This is a genomic window from Caulobacter sp., assembly GCF_049283275.1.
In the GTDB taxonomy this organism is placed as follows: domain Bacteria; phylum Pseudomonadota; class Alphaproteobacteria; order Caulobacterales; family Caulobacteraceae; genus Caulobacter.
Genome location: NZ_JBAPVS010000262.1, coordinates 1 through 14966 on the forward strand (window position 1 = coordinate 1; position 14966 = coordinate 14966).

Annotated in this window: 12 protein-coding genes; 3 read left to right on the plus strand and 9 right to left on the minus strand. The window is 69.2% G+C overall.

Going from position 1 to position 14966, the window contains the following annotated elements; genetic code table 11:
- Positions 1 to 44: 44 nt before the first annotated feature.
- Positions 45 to 842, minus strand: coding sequence for a universal stress protein (locus WAL33_RS14670; RefSeq protein WP_422182257.1), 798 nt, complete (start codon positions 840 to 842; stop codon positions 45 to 47).
- Between the two features lie 176 nt (positions 843 to 1018).
- On the opposite strand from WAL33_RS14670, the gene WAL33_RS14675 reads away from it, so the two are divergent.
- The gene (locus tag WAL33_RS14675; RefSeq protein ID WP_422182258.1) at positions 1019 to 1696 is read left to right on the plus strand and encodes a helix-turn-helix domain-containing protein; all 678 of its coding nucleotides are present in this window, start codon (positions 1019 to 1021) and stop codon (positions 1694 to 1696) included.
- 20 nt (positions 1697 to 1716) lie between these two features.
- Positions 1717 to 2232, plus strand: coding sequence for a pyridoxamine 5'-phosphate oxidase family protein (locus WAL33_RS14680; RefSeq protein ID WP_422182259.1), 516 nt, complete (start codon positions 1717 to 1719; stop codon positions 2230 to 2232).
- Positions 2233 to 2247: 15 nt separating this feature from the next.
- Here WAL33_RS14680 and WAL33_RS14685 read toward each other — a convergent pair whose 3' ends face one another.
- From WAL33_RS14685 to WAL33_RS14700, 4 genes are all read right to left on the minus strand, one after another.
- On the minus strand, positions 2248 to 3099 hold the full coding sequence (locus WAL33_RS14685; RefSeq protein ID WP_422182260.1) for a universal stress protein: 852 nt from the start codon (positions 3097 to 3099) through the stop codon (positions 2248 to 2250).
- A 25-nt stretch (positions 3100 to 3124) separates the two neighbouring features.
- The gene (locus WAL33_RS14690) at positions 3125 to 5602 is read right to left on the minus strand and encodes a cation-translocating P-type ATPase (protein ID WP_422182261.1); all 2478 of its coding nucleotides are present in this window, start codon (positions 5600 to 5602) and stop codon (positions 3125 to 3127) included.
- A 37-nt stretch (positions 5603 to 5639) separates the two neighbouring features.
- On the minus strand, positions 5640 to 5969 hold the full coding sequence (locus WAL33_RS14695; RefSeq protein WP_422182262.1) for a hypothetical protein: 330 nt from the start codon (positions 5967 to 5969) through the stop codon (positions 5640 to 5642).
- 75 nt (positions 5970 to 6044) lie between these two features.
- Positions 6045 to 7862: an MBL fold metallo-hydrolase gene (locus WAL33_RS14700; protein ID WP_422182263.1), complete on the minus strand. Its 1818-nt coding sequence runs from the start codon at positions 7860 to 7862 to the stop codon at positions 6045 to 6047.
- On the opposite strand from WAL33_RS14700, the gene WAL33_RS14705 reads away from it, so the two are divergent.
- Entirely contained in the window at positions 7861 to 8460 is a 600-nt protein-coding gene (locus WAL33_RS14705) for an NAD(P)H-dependent oxidoreductase (RefSeq protein WP_422182264.1), read from the plus strand. The two genes, WAL33_RS14700 and WAL33_RS14705, sit on opposite strands and share 2 nt — an antisense overlap.
- A gap of 66 nt (positions 8461 to 8526) precedes the next feature.
- On the opposite strand, the gene WAL33_RS14710 is transcribed toward WAL33_RS14705, so the two are convergent.
- From WAL33_RS14710 to WAL33_RS14725, 4 genes are all read right to left on the minus strand, one after another.
- Positions 8527 to 9522, minus strand: a complete 996-nt coding sequence (locus tag WAL33_RS14710; RefSeq protein ID WP_422182265.1) for a zinc-binding alcohol dehydrogenase family protein — start codon at positions 9520 to 9522, stop codon at positions 8527 to 8529.
- Positions 9523 to 9829: 307 nt separating this feature from the next.
- Positions 9830 to 11299: a CehA/McbA family metallohydrolase gene (locus WAL33_RS14715; RefSeq protein WP_422182266.1), complete on the minus strand. Its 1470-nt coding sequence runs from the start codon at positions 11297 to 11299 to the stop codon at positions 9830 to 9832.
- A 67-nt stretch (positions 11300 to 11366) separates the two neighbouring features.
- Positions 11367 to 14168 (minus strand): TonB-dependent receptor domain-containing protein, encoded by a 2802-nt coding sequence (locus WAL33_RS14720; protein WP_422182267.1) that lies wholly within the window; start codon positions 14166 to 14168, stop codon positions 11367 to 11369.
- A 72-nt stretch (positions 14169 to 14240) separates the two neighbouring features.
- Positions 14241 to 14966 (minus strand): FecR family protein (locus WAL33_RS14725; protein ID WP_422182268.1); only part of this gene is annotated, 726 nt, incomplete at its 5' end.

Consider the following 14966-nt stretch of genomic DNA (forward strand, 5'->3'; position numbering starts at 1 on the left):
GCCCCGCACGGCGGACCGCCGCGGGGCAAGGCGCGCGGCTTGGCTCAGCGGCCCAGCAGCAATGGAAGCTGCGCGGCGTCCAGCATGCGTCGCGTCACCCCGCCAAACAGTTCTTCCCTTCGGCGCCCGTGACCGTATGCGCCCATCAGGCAATAGCCTGCGCCGGCGGCGGCGCAGGCTTCGAGGATCTGGGCGTCGGGCTTGGCGCCCTTGGCCGTCAGAGGCTGCAGGGCGGCGTGAATGTCATGACGCGACAAATAGACCGCCGCCGCCTCGGCCGGAACACCCTCGGGATCGCCCACCGTGACGAGCCCGACCTCCGAGGCCAGCCTCAACAAGGGCGTGGCGGCCCGCAGGGTGGCCATCACCGACGATGAACCATCCCAGGCGATCACCACCGGACCGGTGACGTCGATGCCGCGGACATTGTCTGGAACCGCGACCACCGGGCAACGCGCCTCGATGACGACTTCACTGACAACGCCGCGCGGCTCCACGTCGAATAGGCGGTCGCGCTTGCAGTTGACGACGATCAGGTCGGCCAGCCCGGCCTCGCGCATGAGGCAACGCGCCATCTCGCCGGTGACATCGACCCAGTCCCAAGGGGTTTGCTCATGGGCCAGGCGAGTCTCGAGCGCGAGGCGATTGGCGGCCTCGACCTTGCGTTCCTCGGCCAGGATCAGGCCTTGAGCCGCCCCGTCATAGTCGCCCGCGAAGGTGATGACCGGCGTGACGTCCACGCAGCGAAGGCGCCCCCCCAGGGCGCGCGTCAGGTCAAGGGCCGCCTGCAGGCGCGCCTCCTGGCCGGGATCGTCATGCACGAGCAGCAAAACCGTTTTCATCGTCACCTCCATGAATCCCGCGAACCCGGACGCTAGGCGCGGCGCGAGGGCCTCGGTATCCGGATTTGTACGGAGGACAGGCGCGCCATGCGGGCGGCGCGACTACGTAAACATCCCAATGGGCGGCCAGGGACCGTTCACCTATCCCTTAGGCCAGCCGCTCAAGGAAACGCGCAATGTCGATGCCCGCCTTGGTTCAAGACTATGCCGCCTTTACCCCTCCGCACGTTCAGCGGACCTCGCCCAGCGAGGTGTTCGGCGCGATCGGCGTGACCATGACCTACCTCGGTGGGGAGGAAATCTACGCCCAGGATGAGGAGACCGACATGGTCTACCAGGTCCAGCGCGGCGCAGTTCGCGCCTCCCGCCTGCTCGGCGACGGACGGCGCCAGATCGCGGGCTTCTACTATCCGGGCGATCTTTTTGGCCTGGAGACCGGCCCCACCCATCGCGCCTCGGCCGAGGCCCTCTGCGACAGCCGGGTCCTGGTGGCCAAGCGCTCGGTCCTCAAACACTATGGCGAGGCCGGAGAGCGACTGGAGCGCCTGATCTGGCGCGCCACCGGTCAGGAGCTGGGCCGGGCCCAGGACCACATGATGCTGCTGGCCCGCAAGAGCGCCTATGAGCGGGTGGCTGGGTTCCTGTCGGACGTAGCCGAGCGCCAGGGTCAGGTCTGGAACGATCTGGCCATGAGCCGCCAAGACATGGCCGACCATCTGGGCCTGACGATCGAGACCGTATCGCGTATGATCACCCAACTGCAGGCCGACGGCCTGGTGGCCTTGGAGAGCTGCCGGCGGTTTCGCGTCGCCGCGCCCGAGCGCATGGCTCACCTGGTCGCCGCCCTGGCCTAGGCGGCCCAAAGGAGGCCCTCATGGTCGAAGACCAAAACCCTCCCACCGCCGAACCCCCAGACCAGCCCCCATCCGCGGAGGCCAGGGTCAAGTCCATCCTGGCCCGTCACCACCTGATGAGCGTGGCGACGCTGCGCCCCGACGGGTGGCCGCAGACGACCTTGGTCAACTACCTGGCCGATGGCCTGTCGCTCTATTTCCTGGTGGCGCAGGAGAGCCAGAAACGGGCCAATATCGCCGCCGACCCGCGGGTCTCGATCGCGATCGGCGGCGATCACGACGGTCCCCCGCAAGGCCTTTCCCTGGCCGGCCGCGCGGCCGTCATCGACGATCCGCTCTGGGTGCAGGCGCTCAATCGAAAGATTTGGGGAACCCCCGAGTTCGCCCGCTTCGACCCGCATCCCCCAGGCCACGCCGTGGTCCTGTTGCGGTTCACGCCGCAGTGGGTGTCGCTGATCGACTATGGATCGCCCCCAGGCCGGATCCAGCTGTTCGCCGTACGTCAGGATTGGCGCCTCGAGCCGGTCGAGGTCTAGCGGCGGTGCCGACGCTCAGGCGTGCGCCATCCAAAGCGCGGTCGGGGGCGCCTGCAGCAGATGTTCGGTGGCGCCGCCGAGCACGAAATCGCGCAGCCGTGTGTGACCGAAGGCGCCCATCACCAGCAGATCGGCGTCGAACTGACGGACGTAGCGCTCTATCGTCTTTCCCGCCGAGCCATGGTCGGCGGCCAGCGCCTTGACCTCGGCCGAGACGCCGTGGCTGCGCAGGTGGCGCGCCACGTCCTGCCCCGAATGCTCGTCAACCCCGGGCTTGTCGCCGCAAATGGTCAGCACGGTGACGTGTTCGGCCTTGGCCAGAATCGGGAGGCTGTCGGCCAAGGCCCGCGCGGCGCTCGGACCGCCGTCCCAGCAGACCACCACCCGCGTCGCGCCGCCGGGCCTGGCCGCCACGGCGGCCTCGTCCAGGATCAGGGTTGGCCGCCCCGACCCGAAAACCAGGTTTCTCACCACGCCCTGCTGTTCGTCGAACCGCCCGCTGAGCGGCACGATGCACAGGTCGCGGGTTCTTGCCATCCGGGCGACATGGTCGCCGACATCGTAGAGGTGGGCTCGATGGGTCTGGGCCAGGAACTCCACCTGCGCCGAGAGCGCGCTGGCCGCCGCCTGGGCCAGCACATCCTGACCCTGGCGGGCGGACTTGGCTTCCTCGGCGCGCGCCAAATCCGTCAACCCGATCAGATAGTCGGCGATCCTGTTGCTGTGGAGGGGAATCTCGATGTCGATCGCCAGGGCGGTCAGCGTCGCGCCCAGATGCCGCGCCCACCAGACGCCTCGTTCGATCACGATGGACGAGGTCGGCTCAGGATAGCTGTCCAGCTGCAGCAGAATGTCCTTGAAAGCCATGGGAAGGCTCCTTTCGACCGCTATGTCAGTCCGCGGCGCGCGGCGCGGCTTGATCTGGATCAGACCGTCGCAATATTCTCGGCAGCCAGGCCCAGCCGGCCGCCACGAGGCCGGCCACGACGCAGATCGTCGCGAATCCGGCGGGCGGCGCGGCCATGCGAAAGAGCCCCGCCAGACCGGGGGTCAGCAGCACCAGCAGGAGGATGGCCCCGGCCGTCGCGGCGATGGTCCAGAACACCCAGCGCCGCGCGTCGAGCAGACGGCTGTCGCGCCCCGTGGCGTCGGTCAGCGCCAGGGTCAGGTTGGCGACCACCAGCCCCGCGAAGGCGCCGGCCCGCGCCTGGGCGGCGGGCAGCCAGCTCAATCCCCAAAGATAGAGCGCCAGTACGACGGCTAAAATCAAAAGGCCCTGAAGCGCCCCATGGACGATCTGTCGGGGCCCGAACAAGCTCGCCCGGGGCGAACGCGGCGGTCGGCGCATGCTGTCGCGGTCGCTGGGCTCGCCCTCGAAGACCAGAGAGCAGACCGGATCGATGACCAGCTCGAGAAACACCACCTGAACCGGAAACAGCATCGGCGGCGCCCCCAGCAGCACCGGCGCCAGGGCCAGGCCCGCGATCGGCACATGGATGGCGGTGACATAGGTCAGGGCGCGCCTCAGGTTGTTGTAAATCCTTCGGCCCAGCCGAACGCCGCCAACGATCGAGGCCAGACTGTCGTCTAGCAGGATCAGGTCCGCGGCCTCGCGCGCCACGTCCGTCCCGCGCCGTCCCATGGCGATGCCGATGTGGGCCGCCTCCAGGGCCGGCGCATCGTTGACTCCGTCTCCGGTCATGGCGACGACCTCGCCATTGGCCTTCAGCGCTTCGACCAGGGCCAGCTTCTGTTCCGGGCGTATGCGGGCGAAGACCCGCACGTCCGCCAGGCGCGCGCGCAGGGCGGCCGGATCAAGCCGGGCGATGTCCTGGCCGGTCAGCACGCCGGCCCCCACGTCCAGCCCGGCCTGGCGGGCGATGTTCAGGGCCGTGGCCGGATAGTCGCCGGTGATCATCATCACCTTGACGCCGGCCGCCCGCGCCTCGCTTACGGCGGCGACGGCGTCGTCCCGCAACGGGTCGGCGAACCCGACCAGGCCGCGAAAGACGAAGTCGACGGCTTCCGGGGCCTCGGGCGCCTCGCCGACCGCGATCGCCTCGGCGACGGCCAGCACCCGCAAACCCTCGAGCGCCAGGGCTTCAAGCGCCGTGCGAAGAGGCGCCGTCTCGACGGGCGCAAGACGGCACAGGGCGAAAATCGCTTCCGGAGCCCCCTTGGCGGCCACAATCAGGCGCTGATCGGCTCGACGCCACGCCTGGACCACGGCCAGGCGCTCGGTTCGCAAGGGCCAAACCCGCTCCAGCCGCAGATCGGCGGACGGGCGCGCCACGGCGACCAGGGCGCGATCCATCGGATCGACCGGGCGCGGCGCGCAGGCCAGGCTTGCGGCCGCCAGCAAGGGCTCGGGCGCGGCCCCGTCCTGGTCGAGCGAAATCCGCGCGCCCTCCGCCCACAGCGCCGCGACCGTCATGCGGTTTTCGGTCAGGGTGCCGGTCTTGTCGATGCAGAGCACGGTGGCGCCGCCCAGGGTCTCGATCACCGCGCCGCGGCGAACCAGCACATTGTGCCGGCCAAGCCGCCAGGCCCCGAGCGCCATGAAGATCGCCAGGACCATCGGAAACTCTTCCGGGATCATGGCGATCGCGACCGTCACACCGGCCAGCGCCGCCTCCAGCCAGTCGCCTCGCGTCAGTCCATAGGCGACCATAACAAGAAGACAGAAGAGACCCGCGCCCAGGCCAAGCCATCCCACGAGCCTGGCGATGGCCTTCTGCAGCGGCGCTCCCGTGGTCTCCAGCGTCGCCAGGGCCGCGCCGATCGCGCCGATCGCGGTCCTCGGGCCCGTGGCGGTCACCTCGGCCACCCCCTGCCCCGAGACGATCAGCGTGCCCGCGAAGATCGCGCTCGAAGGCTCGCCGGCAGGGCCCGGGGCGCGCTGGACCGGAACCGATTCCCCCGTCAGGGCCGCCTCGTCGATGGTCAGCAGCTCGCCGTCGATCAGTCGGCCGTCGGCGGGAACGCGCTGGCCCTCCCCCACCAGGACGACGTCGCCGGGCACGAGCGAGCGCGACGGCGCCTGGCGCTCGCGCCCGTCGCGCACCAGTCGGACCATGGGTTCGGCCAGGTCGCGCAGCGCCTTGAGCGCCCGTTCGCTGCGCGCTTCCTGGAAAATCACCTGAACAATGGTGGCGACGGCGGCCAGGGTCAGCAGCAGCCCCTCGGCAAGATCGCCAAGCGCCAGATAGAGGCCTGATGCGACCAGCAGCAGGCCGAACATCGGTTCGCGCAGGGTCGCCAGCACGATCTGCGTCAGCGAGCGCGTGCGCGGCGGATCGAACTGATTGGGCCCGACCAGGGCGAGACGGCGCGCCGCCTCCGCCTCGTTCAAACCGCTGGCGCCCGTCACGTGCTCTCCGCCTCGTCAGGTTGAAAGGTTTTGGCCGCTAGGCGTCGTCGGAGCGGCGGGTCACGGCGTAGGTGATCAGGCCGGCGACGGCGGCCGCGACCAGGGCCGCTCCTGCCGCGGTGGCGCCCAGGGCCTGGCGCGGGTGGCGCCGGACCTGTCGTTCAGCCGCGGTCTCGAGGCGATCCAGCTTAGCCTGGATGTCGCTGACCAGTTCGATGGCCGCGTGGCCCAGAGCCACGGCGCTGACGGACGCCGTGTCGCCGGCGTCCTTGCCCAGTTGATCGACCATCGTCTTGAGATGATCGGTGAGGTTTTCGAATGCGTCGCGGCCATCGCGGGCGAGCGTCTTGATCTTACGAGCCGACATTGTCCTGCCTTGCGAAAGATGAGGGGGTGGCGCGCCCAGCAGACGCGCTTTGCCGCCGGGCCGTCTTGACCTGGGTCAAGTTCGAAGCGGCGCGTCGGGAACCGCGGGCGCGTCGACAGCATCGACCACCGCGGTCAGGCGGCGCAGCAGCGCTTCGCGCGCCGCATCGTCGCGGGCCGTGTCCAGCGCGGCGTTGAGCGCCATCTGGAAGGCGACCCGATGATTGTGCCAGTCGAGCTTGGCCGCCGCATGGGGCGGCAGTCGCGCCGGCGACGGCTGTCGAGGGACGGCGCGCCCTTCCCCCAGGTCGAAGGCGTCGTCCAGGTCCGGGATCAGGATCGCCTCGGCGTCGAAGCCGGCGGCGACCAGGCGATCGCGCAGTCCGGCGGCGGAGTCCGGCTCGCCGTGGGCCAGCAAGACCGAACCGGCCACCGGCGCCCGATCCAGCGCCCACCGGGTCAGGCCCACCGCGTCGGCATGGGCGGAATAGGCGTCGAGCTGGCGCACCCGCGCGCGAACCCGCACCTCGTCGCCCTGAATGCTGACCCGCGGCGCTCCGTCGGCCAGGAGCCGGCCCAGCGTGCCGGCCGCCTGGAATCCGCAAAGGAGCACGGTTGTCTCCTTGCGCCACAGAAGCCGCTTGAGATGCTTGCGCACCCGGCCCGCGTCGCACATGCCGCTGGCCGCCAGGATCACATGCCAGCCAGAGAGACGTTCCAGTCCGTCGCTGTCCCATGGCTTGGCCAGGAAGCGCAGGTGTTCGGAGGGACGCACCGGGTCGAACGGATTGCGCTGAAGGGCGGGGTTCCAGCCCCGCTCGATGAAAACCTTCGAGGCTTCGATCGCCAGGGGTGAATCCAGGAAGATGTCGCCACGCGGCGCCTGCCCGTCCTCCATCAGCTGCAGGATATCGACCAGCAGTTCCTGACTGCGTTCCAGCGCGAAGGCCGGGATGAGCAGCGGTCCGCCCGCGGCGTACGCCGCCTTCAGTTCCTCGGCCAGGGCCGCGCGGCGGGCGGCGCCGCTGACGGCCGTGCGCTCGCGGTCGCCATAGGTCGATTCCAGGATCAGATGATCGACGCCTTCGGGACCTTGCGGATCGGCGACAAAGTCGCTGCCGCCGGCCCCCAGGTCGCCCGAGAACAGCAACCGCTTCCGCGCTCCGGCGGGACCGACGGCGACCTCGATCGAGGCCGAGCCCAGGATATGGCCCGCCTCCCAATAAACCGCCGACAGGTCCGGGGCGATCGCCACCGGCTCGCCCAGCTTGACCTTTCGAAACTGGCTCATGACTCGAGCCGCGTCGGCTTCCGTGTAGATTGGCTCCACGGGGGCCAGGCCTCGCCTCTGGTTGCGCCGGTTGAGCGCCGCCACCTCGCCTTCCTGGATGCCGCCGGCGTCGGCCAGCATTACCGCGCAGAGGTCGCGGGTCGCCGCCGTCGCATAGATCGGCCCTTCGAAGCCAGCCAGCATCAGCTTGGGCAACAGGCCGCAATGGTCGACATGGGCGTGCGTCAGCAGAACAGCGTCGATCTGACTGGGATCGAAGGGAAACTCGCCATAGTTCAGCGCCTTGAGGGTCTTGGAGCCTTGGAACATGCCGCAGTCGATCAGGATCGTGGCGTCCTGGGTTTGCAGGCGCGCGCACGAGCCGGTGACGCAGCCGGCGGCGCCGTGGAAGGACAGGATCGGGGTCATGACGCGATCACCAGGAACCGGACGCACGCGCCGCCGGCCGCCATAGCTGAGATCTTGACCATCGTGATCATTGTCGCCTCCCGCAGGCGAGAAGATCGGCCAGGCCGCGCCGCGCTCCCTGATCTGGATCAATTCGGCGTCCGTTCCGGCCACTACCCTGCTGCGGATCAGCCCGTCGCTGTTGGGAGCCCCCATGAAACACGCCGTCATCCTGGCCCACCCCAAGCCCACCAGCTTCTGCGCGGCCATCGCCCGAACCTGCGTCGAGCATCTGCGCGCGACCAACCACGACGTGATCCTGCGCGATCTCTATGGGCTGGATTTCGACCCCCGGCTGAAAGCCGAGGAGTTGCCCTCGCAATCGGGCGCGCAGCCCGCCGCCGACATCGTCGCCGAACGCGGGCTGATCGGCGACGTCGACAGCTTCATCTTCGTCTATCCCTTCTGGTTCAACGCGCCGCCCGCCATTCTGAAAGGCTATGTCGATCGGGTCTTCAGCATGGGCTTCGGCTACGCGCCGAGCGCGGGCGGCGCGCAATCGCTGCTCGACGACAAGACCCTTCTCAGCTTCTCGACCTCCGGCGCGCCCGAGCACTGGGTGAACAGCACCGGGGCCTTGAAGGCCCTGATGACGGTGTTCGACTTGCACCTATCGGGCGTCTGCGGATTGCGGGTGCTCGGCCACGAGCACTTTGGCTCCATCGTGTCCAATATCACCGAGGAGTCGGTGGCCGACATGCTGGACCAGGTTCGCACGCGCCTGGACGACCTGTTCGCGCCCACGCTCGCCTAGCCTGGCCTTCGGGCCGAGACTCTAGAGCAGCGCCGCCGGAGCCGCGCCCGCCCCACGTCCGGACGATCATAGCGGCGGGTCGATCCGCAACACCGCAGCCCCGGTGATGGCGCCGGCGCGCAAGTCGGCGAGCGCCTCGGCGGCCTGTCGCAGACCGTAGACCTTCGTGTGAGGCCGAACGCGCGCGGCCGCGGCGCGCGGAAGGTAATCCTCAGCGTCGGCGCGGGTGAGGTTGGCCACCGACATCAAGGCTCGCTCGCCCCACAGATCGGCATAGTCGAGCGCCGGAATCTGGCTCATGTGAATCCCCGCGCACACCACCGCGCCGCCCTTGCGGACCGCCTTCAGGGCCAGCGGCACCAGGGCGCCGACCGGCGCGAACAGGATAGCGGCGTCCAGAAGCTCGGGCGGAGCGGCGTCCGAGGCTCCCGCCCACAGGCAGCCCAGGTCGAGCGCGAGATTTTGCGCGGCCAGATCGTCGGGTTTGGTGAAGGCGTAGACCTTCTGCCCCTCGGCGACCGCAAGCTGCGCCAGAAGGTGAGCAGCGGCCCCAAAACCATAGAGACCCAGCCGATCGACGACCCGCCCCTCCATCGCCTTGCGCCAGGCGCGAAAACCGATCAGGCCGGCGCAGAGCAGCGGCGCGGCTTCGACGTCCCCGAGCTCATCGGGCAAGGCCAGGCAGAAGCGTGCATCCGCGACCGTCATTTCCGCATAGCCGCCGTCGCGCGTCCAGCCCGTGAACTGGGCGCGATCGCAGAGGTTTTCCGCGCCCTGACGACAGAAACGGCAGCGCCCGCAGGCGCCGCCGAGCCACGGAACTCCAACGCGTTGCCCCAGGGCGAGGGTCGTCACGCCCTGCCCGAGCGCCTGCACGATGCCGACGATCTCGTGACCTGGAATGAGGCCTTCCCGAGCGGGGAGATCGCCGTCCAGGAGATGCAGATCGGTGCGGCAGACGCCGCAGGTCCGCACCCGGATCAGGACTTCGCCCGGCCCGGGCCTGGGCGTGTGTCGAAGAGCGGGAGCCAGTCGCCCGCCCTCTAGGGCCATCGCCAGCATTTAGGTCTGGACCTTGGCTTGGGTGGTCACGCGTGAAGCTCCATAAGAAGGACGGCCGATCTGGCGCGACCCTCATTCTCCACCTCGCCGTCGCCTGCCAATTGATGGTGATCAACTCTCGAAGACCCGTCGTCGGCGCGCGGCGGGGTGGCCACCGCTTCAAGCGCCGGACAAGCGGCCTGGCCTCCAGCCGCCGTCGCCCGTCACGGTCACCCGCGACCAGGGCGAGCCATGGTCCGTCATGCCGCGCCGAGGCCGACCTTCGACTTCGAGCACTGGAACAAGTTCAAAGACCAGCAGCCGGTGCTCAGTTGAGATAGATCGGATTGCCGATCATCAGCAGCCGGCCGTCGACGGCGCGGACATTGACCCGCACCCAGCCGCGTCGGCCGGTGCTGACGATCTTGAACAGACGGGCCTGGGGATCGGCGGTGGCGATCAGATCGACGGCGGCGACCTTGCCGTCGCGCACCACCTCGACGCGGCCGTCGGTGACGCCGGCGACCTGGACGACGAAGGTGACGACCTCCCCGGCCCCGGCGGTCAGGCGTCCGCCCATGTCGGCGGTCTGGTCGCCGCGAGTGGCGTGCAGGTCGAGCCTATGGTCCGGCGCGGTGTCGAGATCGACGAACACCCGCCCTTCCCTCAGGCCCTGGACGATGGCCGGCGTCGACAGCGCCTGGGCGTGGACCACGGTGGTCGGCGAGCCGACGGCGCCGGGGGTCGTCGCCGGCAGCGAGGCGTCGTGATTGTCGCTGCCGCCGACGCCGGTCAGGTGCAGACCGGCGTTGAGCCGCGTCTCCCAGAACGGCACGCCGGACAACGGCCCCTCGGCCGAGCCGCCGCTGGCCCGCACCGCTCCGCCATTGATGATCTCGACGGCGCCGAACAGGGTGCCGTCGGTGTTGGCGGCCGTCCAGCCGCAACCCATGCAGATCTCGCCCGACGGCAAGGCCGGATGGTTGATCGACATCAGCCCGCCCGCCTTGGCGACGGCCCGCGCCAGGCTTTTGATGTCGGGAACGGCCGGATCACCCAGGCGAAAATCGATGTCCGCCGTGGGGCCAAAGACATTGGCGTGACCCTGGAAGGTGGTGATCTCGCGACCCGGGATCAGCAGAAGGCGGTCGAAGGCGGGCTGCAGCTCCCGCATCGCCTCGTACTGGGCTGTGGTGTTGTGATCGGTGATGGCGATGAAGTCCAACCCACGCGCGGCGGCGGCCTGGGCGGTGCGGTAGACCGGGCACGGGACCCGGGCTCCGGACTGCGACGGGCAGGATCCATCGCTGTGGGCGGTGTGCATGTGCAGGTCGCCGCGATACCAGCCGGGCCCGGCCAAGGGCGCGGCGGTGAAGCCCTGACCAAGGTCCCGGCGGTCGAAGAACACCTTGGCCTCGAACGTGGCCACGGTCGTTGGCCGGGCGTTGGGGATCCCCAGCAGCAGGGTCCAGCGCCCAGGCCGGATCGGTCCGGGCAGGAAACTGGGCGTGGCGTCCTCGGTGGCCAGGGTGAACTCGGTCTTGTTGCCGCCGCTCCAGCCGCGAAAGCGCTCGGCGTCCAGCAGGCCCAGGTCGACGACGGTCTTCTGGTCCTGGCCGGTATGATCGAAGACGATGGTCAGGCGGGTGACGCCCGCGGGAACCTCGAAGGCCACCGGCTTGTAGGTCTGGTGGTCGACGCCGGTGATCTGGCCACGCAGCACCAGGTCCGGCGCGCGTGGATCGGCCAGGGCCGGAACGGCGATCAGCCAGGCGAGCATCAGCAACAGGAAGCGCATGGGCGGCCTCGGAAGAAAAACGGGCGGCCGGCGTCAACCGGCCGCCCAGTCGAGGGGAGGACTTGGACTAGAAGCGGTACAGAACGGCGGCGCGGACGTTGCGACCGAACTCCGGCCGACCGATGCCGTACAGCGACCCGGCCTCGCCGCTGATGATCTGGCCGGCGCGGGGATTGCCCTCGGTCAGACCGAGCTCGTCGGTCAGGTTGTTGCCGTAGACATAGAACGACAGCTGATCGGTGACGTTGAAGCGCACCGTGGCGTTGACCAGGGTGTAGGCCGACAGTTTCGAGGTGTTGGCGGCATCGGAATAGCGGTCGTCATAGCGTTCGACGCTGGCTTCCAGCCGCAGCCGGCGGTCCAGCAGATTGACGCCCGGGGTCAGGCGGAACGAGGTCTTGGGCACGCGGATCAGCTGGTTGCCGGTGAAGTCGCGGGTGCGGCTGGCGGTGGCGGCCGGCGGCTTGACCTGGCAGGTGGGATCGCTGGCCGAGACGCTGCAGGTCTCCTCGAACTTGTAGTCGCCGAATTTCGGGTCCTGGATCGTGGCGCTGAAGCCCAGGTCGAACCAATCCAGCGGGCGCAGCGTGCCTTCCAGCTCCAGGCCCAGGGTCTTGGTGTCGGTGATGCTGGTCTGCTGGACGTAGCCGCCGGTGGCGGGGTTGAAAACCAGGCTGCCGAAGCTGAGCGCGTCATAGGCGGTGTGGAAGACAGTGGCGTAGAGATCGGCCTTGGGCGTCGACCACTTATAGCCCCCCTCGACCAGGTCCATGGTCTGCACGAACGGCGCGACATTGGTGGCGTTGGTGATGTAGTCGCCCAGGGACGGCAGGCGGAAGGCCGAGGTGTAGCGGGCGAAGACCCCCATCCGCGGCGTCAGCCGATAGTCGAGGCCGAGCGTCCAGCCGGTGTGATCGAACTTGCGCTTGAAGCGGTCATAGACGCCGGTTCCGGCCAGCACCGTGTCGTCGGCCGCCGTCGGCGACTGGCCCAGATTGATCGTCGCGCTGCGCTCGCTGCGGCCGGTGAACTCGGTCTTCTCCCAGCGGACGCCGGCGTCGACGCGCAGGGACGGGGTCAGGCTCCATTCGTCGGTCAGATACAGGGCCGTGGTGTTGGACTTGCCATCGCCATTGGCGAATTCGGCGCCGTAGCGGGTGACGCCGTTCTCGGTGAGGCTGGACAGCACTTGGCCGCCGGCGTTGACGGCCACCAGGTCCAGACGGCGGGCGTTGTCACGCATGTCGAGCAGGACATTGGCCGAATAGCGATTGAACGCTTCCTCCACATGGGCGGTGTAGACGCCCAGGGCGACGTCGTGGGTTTGACCGCCGACCTCGAACTTGTGCAGCAGGCGCGCGTCGTTGATCAGCTCGTCGAGCGGCACGGAGACATAGCGCAGCGAGCCGTCGATCACCCGACCGTTGCCGTTCTGGCCGGCGCCGGCGGTGTCGAACACCTGGCTGGGCGAGGTGGCGTAGCGCAGCTGAACGTCGGTGGCCCCCGGCGTCGCCGCCAGCAGGGCGGCGCGGTACTGGGCGAGGCGATCGGTCGCGATCACCGGGGTGTTGGGGAACAGGCCGATGCGCTTGGACTCCGAGGTCCGATAACGCAGGGTGTCGGTGAGCTTCCAGCCGTCGAGGATCTCATAGGTCAGGGCGGCGGTCGCCTGGGTCAGCTTGACCTCGGTGCCGCGGGTCAGATCCCAGTCGAACGGGCCCTTGGGGCCGCGCAGGGTCAGCTTGGCGGTCTCGGGACCGGCCAGGGTGCCCTTCAGCGCGTCGAAGCCGGGGGCGTCGCTGGGCTCGCCGTCGGCGTTGAACTTCAGCGGCACCCCGGCGAACAGGATGACGTTGTCGTCCAGGTGCTTGATGTTGAAGTCGATGCTGCCGCGCTCGAAGTCGCGGCCGGCCGAAACCCGCACCTGATAGCCCTTGTTGGCGGTGAAGCCGGGATCGCGGACGCCGTCGTCCTGGCGATAGAAGCCGCCGACGCCGAGACGCCAGCCGGCGACCGGGCCGCCGTACCAGGCGTCGACCCGCTTGAGGCCGTAGTCGCTGACCTGGGCCTTGATCAGGCCCTCGGGAGTGTCGCCGCCCTTACGGGTGATGAAATTGACCGTGCCGCCGGGGGCGTAGGAAGCGAAGATCGACGACGGCCCGCCGCGCACCACCTCGATGCGGTCGATGGTCTCGTCGAGGCGGAACGACTGGTCGGCGTTGAGATAGCCCAGGCCGCCGTCATGCTGCACGGGCGCGCCGTCCTCCTGCAGGGCGATGGCCGAGAAGCCCTCCTGCGGGATGCCGCGGGCGCGGATATTGGCGCTGGCCTCGCCGCCCGAGGCCTCCACCCAGAATCCGGGCACCGATTTCAGCGCGTCGGCGACGCCCATCGGCGCGCGCATGCGCAGGGTCTCTTCGTTCAGGGTGGTGACGGCGTAGCTGGTGGCCAGCCGCGTGCGGGCGTCCGAACCGGCCCGGGCGGTGACGATCAGTTCGTCAATCACGTCGACCGGGTTCGCGGCCAAAGGGCCGGCGTCGGCGCGCTCACGCAGGGTGATGACGCTGGCGTCGGCGGAAGCCACTTCCAGACCGCTGTCGGCGATCAACATCCGCAGGGCCTGCTCGCGGCTGTACGATCCCTTGACCGCCGGACTGGCGTGCTTGGCGGCCGCCTCGAAGGGGAACATCAACTGCACGCCGGCCTGGCGCGAAAAGGTGGTCAGGGCCTGGGCGGTGTCGCCGGCGGGAATGCTGAAGGTGATCCGCTCGGCGGTCGCGGTCTGCGCCATGGCGGCCTGAACCGGAACCAGAGCGGTCGTGGCCAGCAATGCGAACGCGCCCACGCGCGGCGCCCAGGTCTTCAACATCGGATAGTCCCCCGTTTTGTTCGCCGGACATCGGCGGTTCGCAAGACAAGACGGGCGGAGCCTGGAAAACCGCTATGTGGTTTTAAGAAGAATTCTTGACTGTTCGTCGTCGATGATCCGTAGACCGAACGAATATTTCAGGGCGGTGAGGAAGCTTTCGGGGTCGCCGGTCAGGAACCGCCCGCCCAGCCGCAGCGCCCCCACCGAGGGGTCACCGATGACGATCTTCTTGGTCAGGTAGCGATTATATTCCTCAACCGCGGCCGACAACGGCTGGCCGTCGAAGACGATCTCGCCGCGGCGCCAGGCCTGGACGTTCTGCGCCTGCGCCTCAGCCAAGGGGGCGCCCGCGATCCGCGACGGCCCGATCTCGAGCACCCGGCGCGGGTCCCCGGGAGCGCTCACCTCGGCCTGAGCGGCGCCGGCCGCGGTCCGCACCGCCGCGCGGCCGGCCAGGACGATCAGGTCTAGCGCCCCTGACCGAAGACGGGCGTTGAACTGACCCGACGTCAAATGGGTCACCGCCTGGGCGGCCATCAGCAGAAAGGGCCGGGTGTCGTCGACGGCGATGGTCAAGGCCGCTTCCCCGCGGTCGAGCCACAGCTTGCGGGCCTTGCCGTCGAAGCGCCAGGCCAGACGGGTGTCGGTGTTGAGCTCCACCGAGCTGCCGTCCGGCAAGGTTACGGTGCGGCGCTCGCCCACCGCGGTGTTGACCCCCACCCGCAAGAGCGTGTCGCGCCCGACATAGGCCAGGCCCGCCAGGCCGGCGGCCAGGGCCGCGCCGCCGCCGATGAAGGC